The organism is Streptomyces sp. KLMMK (assembly GCF_036961605.1).
GTDB classification, from domain to species: domain Bacteria; phylum Actinomycetota; class Actinomycetes; order Streptomycetales; family Streptomycetaceae; genus Streptomyces; species Streptomyces telluris.
Window position 1 is genome coordinate 1 of sequence record NZ_JBAMDC010000276.1, and the last position, 8,802, is coordinate 8,802.

8 protein-coding genes are annotated in these 8,802 nt (G+C 73.8%); 6 read left to right on the plus strand and 2 right to left on the minus strand.

What is annotated here, in order from left to right; translation table 11 throughout:
* Positions 1-243 precede the first annotated feature (243 nt).
* Positions 244-1,230, plus strand: coding sequence for a winged helix-turn-helix domain-containing protein (locus V7793_RS27875; protein WP_336011316.1), 987 nt, complete (start codon positions 244-246; stop codon positions 1,228-1,230).
* A gap of 68 nt (positions 1,231-1,298) precedes the next feature.
* On the opposite strand, the gene V7793_RS27880 is transcribed toward V7793_RS27875, so the two are convergent.
* Together V7793_RS27880 and V7793_RS27885 are read right to left on the minus strand one after the other, a co-directional pair.
* On the minus strand, positions 1,299-2,570 hold the full coding sequence (locus V7793_RS27880) for an MFS transporter (protein ID WP_336011319.1): 1,272 nt from the start codon (positions 2,568-2,570) through the stop codon (positions 1,299-1,301).
* Positions 2,571-2,735: 165 nt separating this feature from the next.
* On the minus strand, positions 2,736-3,305 hold the full coding sequence (locus V7793_RS27885; RefSeq protein ID WP_336011322.1) for a helix-turn-helix domain-containing protein: 570 nt from the start codon (positions 3,303-3,305) through the stop codon (positions 2,736-2,738).
* Between the two features lie 118 nt (positions 3,306-3,423).
* On the opposite strand from V7793_RS27885, the gene V7793_RS27890 reads away from it, so the two are divergent.
* The 5 genes from V7793_RS27890 (at position 3,424) to V7793_RS27910 (ending at position 8,723) form a co-directional block, all read left to right on the plus strand.
* On the plus strand, positions 3,424-4,272 hold the full coding sequence (locus V7793_RS27890; RefSeq protein WP_336011325.1) for a class I SAM-dependent methyltransferase: 849 nt from the start codon (positions 3,424-3,426) through the stop codon (positions 4,270-4,272).
* 141 nt (positions 4,273-4,413) lie between these two features.
* Positions 4,414-5,472 (plus strand): methyltransferase, encoded by a 1,059-nt coding sequence (locus tag V7793_RS27895; RefSeq protein ID WP_336011328.1) that lies wholly within the window; start codon positions 4,414-4,416, stop codon positions 5,470-5,472.
* A gap of 137 nt (positions 5,473-5,609) precedes the next feature.
* Positions 5,610-6,407 carry an endonuclease/exonuclease/phosphatase family protein gene (locus tag V7793_RS27900; protein ID WP_336011331.1) on the plus strand — a complete coding sequence of 266 codons (798 nt, stop codon included), beginning with the start codon at positions 5,610-5,612 and terminating at the stop codon, positions 6,405-6,407.
* 246 nt (positions 6,408-6,653) lie between these two features.
* Positions 6,654-7,286 (plus strand): DUF4142 domain-containing protein, encoded by a 633-nt coding sequence (locus V7793_RS27905; RefSeq protein ID WP_336011334.1) that lies wholly within the window; start codon positions 6,654-6,656, stop codon positions 7,284-7,286.
* A 6-nt stretch (positions 7,287-7,292) separates the two neighbouring features.
* Positions 7,293-8,723: a DUF1996 domain-containing protein gene (locus V7793_RS27910; RefSeq protein WP_336011335.1), complete on the plus strand. Its 1,431-nt coding sequence runs from the start codon at positions 7,293-7,295 to the stop codon at positions 8,721-8,723.
* The last annotated feature ends 79 nt before the right edge of the window (positions 8,724-8,802 follow it).

Genomic DNA, 8,802 nt, shown 5'->3' on the forward strand with positions numbered 1-8,802 from the left:
AGTGCGGCGGCGGCCAGGACGGCCGACCTGGTGACGGCCCGCCGGCTCATCCCGGCCTGTTCACGAACTCCGTGACGGTGCATGGTTCTCCCCTGGTGCCCACTGTGACGCCGGCCCTTGCGGCGCCCGGCGGCCCCCTGCGTGAATGGCGGGGGCACGCCTGCATGCTGGCGCCCGGCGGGGAGCGCGGTCGATCGTTCAGTCCCTGCCCGAAACGATGGCGCCGCGGCGCCGGGGAGCGTAGTGATCCGGATCCATTTCACGGCCGCCGACTTCGCGCGGGTCCGGTTCGCGCCCCGCCCGGCCCCGCTGCAGGAGCTCAACGCGGCGTTCATGACGGCGTTCCGCCGCGACGACCAGCTGCTCTTCGGCCGCTGGAGGCAGCGGCTGCTGCGTGCCCTGCCGGCTTCGGTCGAGCCTCTGGGGGACCTCGTCCCCGCGGGAGCGGCCCCCGGGTTCCTCGACGTGTTCAGCGACACCCTCGAGGACGCGCTCGACAGCGTGCTCGCCGCGCGCCCGGAACGGGTCCGCTCCGAGATCGAGCGCGTGTACGCCGGGCACGCCTCCCCCGCCCCGCCGTGGATCCGCGCGCTGCACCGGGGGGACGCCGGTGCCCGGCAGCTGATCCGCCGCGCCCAGCACACGGCCTTCGAGTCGGTCCTGCGCCCCGTGTGGCCCCTGGTCCAGGACCTGCACCGGGCCGAGTTCACCCGGCACGCGCTGACCGTGGCCGAGCACGGGACCGGCGCCGCGCTCACCGGCCTCGTCCCCGGCACCCGGCTGCGCGGGGACGTCTGGGAGATCGAGGCGCCCGGCGAGCAGGAGGTGCGGCTGCAGGGGCGGGGCCTCCTGCTCCTGCCCACGTTCCACTGGAACGGCCGGCCTGTGCTCGCCGACCTGCCCGGCGGACCCCTGGGCCTGACCTACCCGGCCGGTCCCGGCCTGCCCCTCGTACCGGACGGGGCAGGGGCGGCGGGCGGTGCGGGAAACGCGGACGACGCCCTGGCCGGGGTGCTCGGGCGGACCCGCACCGGCATCCTGCTCGCGCTCGCCCGGGAGCACACCACGAGCGGCCTCGCCCGGCGCGTGGGCGTCAGCAACGCCACCGCTTCCGCCCATGCCGCCGCACTGCGCGACGCGGGACTGATCACGACGGTCCGGGACGGGCGGGCGGTGCTGCACCGGCGCACGGCCCTCGGGACCCTGCTGGCGGGCCGGTTCACCGCCTGAGCCGGGCTCACGGCCGGGTCCGTCCTGCGAGGGCGATGCGCGTCCTGCGCCCGGGGAGAGCGCCCGCCCTACGGCTGGGGGGAACGCGCGTCGTAGCGCGCGAAGTTGCGCCACTGCGCCGCGATGAACACGATCGCCGCCACGCAGGCGAGGCCGCCGCCGACGACGGCCCAGGAGGGTGAGGCGAGGTCCGCGGCCGAGCCCGCGAGGAAGTCGCCCAGCCGGGGCCCGCCCGCGACCACGACGATGAAGACGCCCTGGAGCCGGCCGCGCATGTCGTCCGGGGTGGCCGCCTGGAGCATGGTGGTGCGGAAGACCGCCGATATGCTGTCGGCGCATCCGGCCAGGGCGAGGAAGAGCAGGCCGAGCCAGAGGTTGCGGGTCAGGCCGAAGACGGTGACGGCCGTTCCCCAGCCGGCGACGGAGAGCAGCACGGCCAGTCCGTGCCGGTGTATCCGGCCGAGCCAGCCCGAGAACAGCCCGCCCAGCACCGCTCCCACGGCGGGCGCGGCGACGAGCAGGCCGACCGTCTTCGTGTCGCCGCCGTACCAGAGTCCCGCTACGGCCGGGAAGAGCGCGCGGGGCTGGGCCAGCACCATGGCGGCCAGGTCGGCGAGGAACGTGACGCGCAGGTTGGGCCGGGTGACGAGGAAGCGCAAGCCGCCCCGTACGGAGGCGCGCCCCTGCGGCCGCCGGTCCGCGGACGCCCCGGCGGCGCCGGCCGGCCCCGTGACCCCCGCGGGCTCGGGACGCATCGAGGGCAGGCGCCCCATCGCGTACAGGGACGCGGAGAATGCGGCCACGTCGATCAGGTAGGCGGCCTGGAAGCCCCAGAGTCCGACGACGGCGCCGCCGAGCATGGGGCCGCCCATGAGGCCGAGGTTGGTCGTCAGGGAGGACAGGGCGTTGGCGGCGGGGAGCTGTTCGCGGGGCAGGAGCTTGGGGACCATCGAGCTGCGGGCCGGGGTGCTCATCGCGAAGCAGACCGACTGCAGGGCGACGACTGTGTACAGGAGCCCCACCTGCTGGAGCCCGAGCAGCGCGGCGGCCGCCAGGACGACGGACAGCAGCGCCGCGCCGGACGCGCTGACCAGGCCGAGGGCCCGCCGGTCGACGGTGTCGGCGACGGCTCCGCCGTACAGGCCCGCGGCGATCAGCGGGACCAGGGAGAACAGGCCGACCAGGCCCACCGAGAACGTGGAGCCGGTGATGGCGTAGACCTGCAGGGAGACGGCGAGCGCGGTCATCTGCTGGCCCATCCAGGACACGGTGTTCCCCCACCACAGCCGGCGGAAGTCCGCGGAGCGGCGCAGGGGTGTGACGTCGGCCAAGAAGCGCACGGGGAACTCTCCAAGGGGTACGGGGTGAAGGGGGCGGCCCGCGGCACCGCCGCCGGCGGACGGCGGGCGGCGGCGGACGTCACGGCCGGAACACAGGCATCACGGCCCGGAGTCTGGCGGCGGGTGCTTGAGGAGACGTCCAGCCCGGGCCGTTCTCCGCCGGCGTCAGGCCTGGCCGGAGGGCTTGGCGCGGACGTGCATGCGCTCGCCCTGGGGTCCGAAGAGGCTCAGGATCTCCACCGGCGCCTCCCCGGTGCTGCCGAACCAGTGCGGCACCCGGGTGTCGAACTCGGCGGCCTCACCGACCTGGAGGACGATGTCGTGCTCGGCGAGGACCAGCCGCAGCCTGCCGCCGAGCACGTACAGCCACTCGTAGCCCTCGTGCGTGCGGAGCTCGGGGCGGCTGCGCGAGGTGCCCATGACCATCTTGAACGCCTGCACCCCGCCCGGCTGCTGGCTCAGCGGCACCATCGTGGAGTCCCCGCGCCGGACCGGCTTCAGCCGCACGCGCGGATCGCCGACCGGCGGCGCGCCCACCAGCTCGTCGAGGGGGACCTGGTGGGCGTGCGCGATGGGCAGCAGCAGCTCCAGGCTCGGCTTGCGCTGCCCGGACTCCAGCCGGGACAGCGTGCTGACCGAGATGCCGGTCGCCTCCGACAGGGCGGCGAGTGTGCACTGACGCTGCCGGCGGATGCTCTTGAGCCGGGGGCCGACGGCGGCGAGCACTTCTTCCATGCCCTCTATTGCAGAAACAGCAACAAGGTTTGTCAAGGATCGCCGCCCGGCCGCACAGTCTGCGCCAGAGGGAAGAGCCGGCGGCGGAGCCGGCCGACGAGCCGAGGGAGCACCTCCTGTGAACGACTTCGACTGGGCCGCACTGGCCGGCATGCTGGAGCTCGAGGGCGAGGCGCACAGCCCTTACGTGCAGCAGGCCGTCGAGGAGCTGCGGCACCTGACCGGCGGCGCACCGCGGCGGATCCTCGACATCGGCAGCGGCCCGGGGGTCGCGGCCTGCCGCCTGGCGCAGGCGTTCCCGCAGGCCGAGGTCGTCGCCGTGGACGGGTCGCCGGAGCTGCTGGCGCGCGCCGAGGAGCGGGCGGGCCGGCTCGGGGTACGGCTGCGCACCCGGGTGGCCGGGTTCCCGGAGGGGATCGACGGCCTGGGAACGGCCGATCTGGTGTGGACGGCACAGGTGGTCCACCACGTCGGCGACCAGCAGGACGCCCTCGGCCGGCTCGCCGGGCTGCTCGCCCCGGGGGGCGTGCTGGCCGTCGTCGAGGGCGAGATGCGGGCGCGCTCGCTGCCGCGCGACCTCGGCTTCGGGCGGCCGGGCCTGCAGGCCCGGCTGGACGTGGCGATGGCGGAACGGTTCAGCCGGATGCGGGACGAGCTGCCCGGATCCGTCGCCGTGGTCGAGGACTGGCCCGGCATGCTGCGGGCCGCGGGGCTCGACCGGGTGCGCAGCAAGACCTTCCTCGTGGACCGCCCCGCACCGCTCGACGAGAGGACGCGGCAGTCGGTGCGGCAGTCCCTGGAGCGGCAGCGCAGGATGTGCACCGAGCTCCTGGACGCCGGGGACGCGGCGACGCTGGACCGGCTCCTCGACCCGGCCGACCCGGCGGGGATCGACCGGCGTGCGGACCTGTTCCTGCTGACCGCGAAGACGGTGCACTTCGGCCTGCGCCCGGAGGACGGCAGCTGACGGAGCATTGCCGATCGCCCGGCATGCAACTTAGGGTTGCCTAAGTTGCATGCCGGGCGGCGGGCGGGCCCGTGCCGCCCGCCCCGGCATGCGCGCGATCGTCGACGGGCGCCGGAAGGCGCCATGAACGGGAGGGCCGCCATGACCACGACGGAAAACGACGACGGACAGGCACCGGCCGGCCGGCACGAGCGCAACACCGTGGCCCAGCTGCTCTTCGGCTACATGGCCACGCAGACACTGGGCGCCGCCGTACGGCTGAACGTCTTCGCACGCATCGGCGACGGCGCGTGCACGCCCGACGGGCTCGCCGCCGAACTCGGCACCCGGCCCCAGGCCACGCACCGCCTGCTGCGGGCACTGGCCGGCCTGCAGCTGCTCACCGAGACGGCGCCCGGCACCTTCGCCACCACGGCGGCCGGCGACCTGCTGCGCCCGGACGTCCCCGGCGCGATGACCGCCCTGGCCCGGATGTTCACCGACCCCTCGCTGCAGCGCGGCTGGGACCTGCTGGACGAAGGCATCCGGACGGGGGAGACGACCTTCGACACCGCCTTCGGCACGGACTTCTTCAGCTACCTGCGGGAGCGGCCCGAGCTGTTCGCCGAGTTCAACGCGGCCATGAGCCAGGCCACGCAGCTCGCTGCCGCGGCCGTCCCCGGCCAGTACGACTTCGGGCGCTTCGGCACCGTGGTGGACGTGGGCGGCGGCGACGGAACCCTGCTCTCCGCGATCCTCCGCGCACACCCGCGGCCGCGCGGCATCCTCTACGACACCGCCGAAGGCCTCGCCCAGGCCCCCGAGCGGCTCGCGCGCGACGGCCTCGCCGACCGGGTCTCCCTGGAAACCGGCGACTTCTTCGCCTCGGCCCCTCCCGGCGGCGACCTCTACCTGCTCAAGAGCGTGATCCACGACTGGAACGACGAGCAGTGCACGACCATCCTGCGCCACATCCGGAAGGTCGTCCCGGACGGCGGCGCCCTCCTGATCGTCGAGCCCGTCCTGCCGCCCGTCGTGCCCGCCGGCAACACCGACCTGACCTACCTCAGCGACCTCAACATGCTGGTCACCGTGGGCGGCCGCGAACGCACCGCCGAGGACTTCGCCGCCCTGTGCGCCCGGGGAGGCTTCCGCCTGGACTCCATCACCCCCTTGCCGCGCCCGAACGCCTTCCACCTCATCGAGGCGGTACCGGCCTGACGCTCCCCCGCGCCGGGCCGGCACGACACGGACAGGGCACGAGGGCGCGGCAGAAGTCCGCTTCCGCTTCTTGCCTCTCTCCCCTCCTGCCGGGAGGATCTGCTGGACCTTCCGGACCTTCCCGACCAGGAGGCACCATGTCCGCTCCCGCTCCGTCGTCCCGGCTGCGCGTGATGTCGTTCAACCTGCGGTACGCCTCCGAGTCCGGCCCCCACCCCTGGTCGGAGCGGCGCCCGGTGATGCGGCGGCTGCTGCGGCACGAGAGGCCCCACCTGCTGGGCACCCAGGAGGGCCTGTACGGGCAGCTGCGCGACATCGCCGAGGACCTCGGGCCCCGCTACGCGTGGATCGGGCTGGGCCGGCTCGGCGGCAGCCGCGACGAGTTCGGCGCGGTCTTCTACGACACGCTCCGGCTGGCGCCCGAGGAGTTCGACCACTTCTGGCTGTCCGGCACGCCCGCCCTGATCGGCTCGGCCACCTGGGGGAACACCATCGTGCGCATGGCGACGACAGTCCGGTTCACCGACCGGCACACCGGCGGCGGCCTCCACGTCCTCAACACCCACCTCGACCACCTCCACCAGTACGCGCGGGAGCGCAGCGCGGCCCTGATCGGCGAGCGGCTCCGGGCCCTCGACCCGGCCCTCCCCCGCATCGTCACCGGCGACTTCAACGTCCCGGCCCACGGCAACCCGGTCTACGACGCGCTGCTCGGCGGCGGGTTCCTGACCGACACCTGGGACACCGCCGCCGAGCGCGGCCCGCAGTACGCGACGTTCCACGGCTACCGGCCGCTGGTCCCGGACGGGGACCGCATCGACTGGATCCTGGCCTCGCCGTCGGTGCGCACCGTGCGGGCCGGCATCAACACCTACTCCCAGGAGGGCCGCTTCCCGAGCGACCACCTCCCGGTGCAGGCCCTCGTCGAGCTCTGAGCCGCGGCACGCCTCACGGACGCTCCGTGCGCGCGCGGAACGGTAGCAGCGCGCGGGGTACGGGAGCGGGGGTTTGTCAGAGGGAGTGAAGGCTTGTCCGCCGTGCTCTCCGCGGGATTAGCGTCCGTGGGCATTCCGAGCAGGCGAGCGAGCGAAGAAGGTGCCATGCGATCCATGCGACCGGTGCGTCCCTTGCGGTCCGTACGTTCCCTGAGGTCCGTCGGCTCCTTGCAGGCGCGCCGGCCCGTGTCGTGGCGGAACCTCGGCACCGGGCTCGTCGTCTTCTCGCTGGCCGCGACCTTGCTGGCGCTGGTGGTGCCGGTGTACCTCTTCGGCAGCGCCGGCCCGGCGGCGGCCGGTGCCCGCACCGCGTGGACCGACGACGGGGAGGGGACCCGGCAGACGCCGTCCGGGCCGCTGACGGCGCTGGACCGGGACTTCGTCCGGCGGGTTCGGCTGGCAGGGCTCTGGGAGAAGCCCGCGGGGAAGCTCGCCCAGGAGCGCGGGACGACGGATGCGGTGCGGATGGCCGGGGACCACCTGGTCGACGGCCACACCGAGCTCGACCAGCGTTCCATCGACACGGCCCGCTCGCTGGACGTGAGCCTGCCGGAGCGCCCGAGCGCCGATCAGCAGGGGTGGCTGGAGCAGTTGCAGGACTCGCGCGGCGCCACGTTCGACCGCGTCTTCGCCAACCTCGTGCGCGCCGCCCACGGCAAGGTCTTCGGCCTGGTCGCCCTCGTGCGCGACCGCACCGCCAACGCGACGGTGCGGGCCCTGGCGACGCGCGCCAACACCGTCGTCCTCGACCACATCACCGTCCTCGAGCACACCGGACTCGTCGACTTCCCCCACACAGGCGACAACGAAAAGAAGTGACCCCACATGATGCGACAGGCCCATAAACGCTCGAAGTTGCGGACCCGGGCGGTGGTGGCGGCCGCGGCGCTGCTGCTCGGCGGAGGCGGTACGGCGATCGTGGCCGACTACGCCTCGGCCGGTGCCTCCCGGGACGCCGCGGACCGCGACGGCGGCCGCTCCTCCGGCTCCGCGGGGACGCGGGCCGCAGGCACGGCGACGACCATCTCCTGCCCCGACGTCGGCGACCGGCTGCGGGACGTGCCCGCTCCGGCCCGCACCGAGGTCTCCAAGGGCCTGTCCCGGCTCGACGCCCAAGTTGCCGAGGCCTACGGGAGGATGACGGAGTCGGAGCCCGAGGCCGTCCTCGGCGATCTGCAGCGCGAGCGCACGGAGACGATAGGCCGGATCTCCGACTCCCTCCGCGCGGCGGGCGCGGCCGCCCCGGCGGATACGGCCGGCACCTCGCCGAACGAGCTCACCGGCCTCAGCGGCTGCCGGACCAGCAAGGTCAGCACGGCCGCGGCCGACGACTCCTCGCGCACCCTGAGCTCCCGGCTCGGCGGCGGGGGCATGCCGGGCGGCCCGTCCCGCGCCGACTTCGCCGACATCAGGAACGCCCCGGCCGCCAAGGGCACGCCCGCCACCGCCCGCGGAGGGTCCAGCGGCACGTTCACCACCGTGTGCGGTCGCAATGAGAACGGTCACTTCAACCCCGACAATGTCATCGTGACGCCGGGGGTGCGCAACGGAGCCCACCATATGCACGATTACGTGGGCAATAAATCCACCGACGCCTTTTCCACCGATGCGAGCCTCGCCGCTGCGGGCACCACCTGCACCAACGGGGACAAGTCGACGCACTACTGGCCGGTACTGCGCGTCCTGGACGGAAAAGCCGCTCCGGACGCCCGGGCACCGGGCGGCGGGCACGACGGGAACATGGGAACCATCCTGCGGCCCGCGTCCGTGAGCCTGCAGTTCCGGGGCAGCCCGGTGACGAAGGTGACCGCGATGCCGCGATTCCTCCGCATCATCACCGGCGATGCCAAAGCACTCACCAACGGCACGGCCAACGCGAATGCCTCGTGGAGTTGCGTCGGCTTCGAGAACCGGCAGCTGAAGGACAAATACCCGGTCTGCCCGAACGGCGCCGGCGTCGTGCGCACCTTCGCCTTCCAGAACTGCTGGGACGGGCGCAGCACGGACAGCGCCAACCACCGCACCCACGTGGCGTTCGCCCGTGCGGACGGCTCGTGCCCGCGCGGCTTCCGCGCCATCCCCCAGCTGGTGCAGCGGATCACCTACGACGTTCCGGCGGGCGTCCCGTTCGCCGTGGACAGCTTCCCCGAGCAGCTGCACAAGCCCGTCACCGACCACGGCGACTTCATCAACGTGATGCCGGACGCCCTGATGGCGAGGGCGGCGAACTGCATCAACACCGGCCGTACCTGCTGAGGAGCCCTCGCCCCATCCTCCTGCCCCTCCTGCCCCTCCTGCCCTTCCTGCTCCTCCCACCGACCCCCGGCGCCGGGTG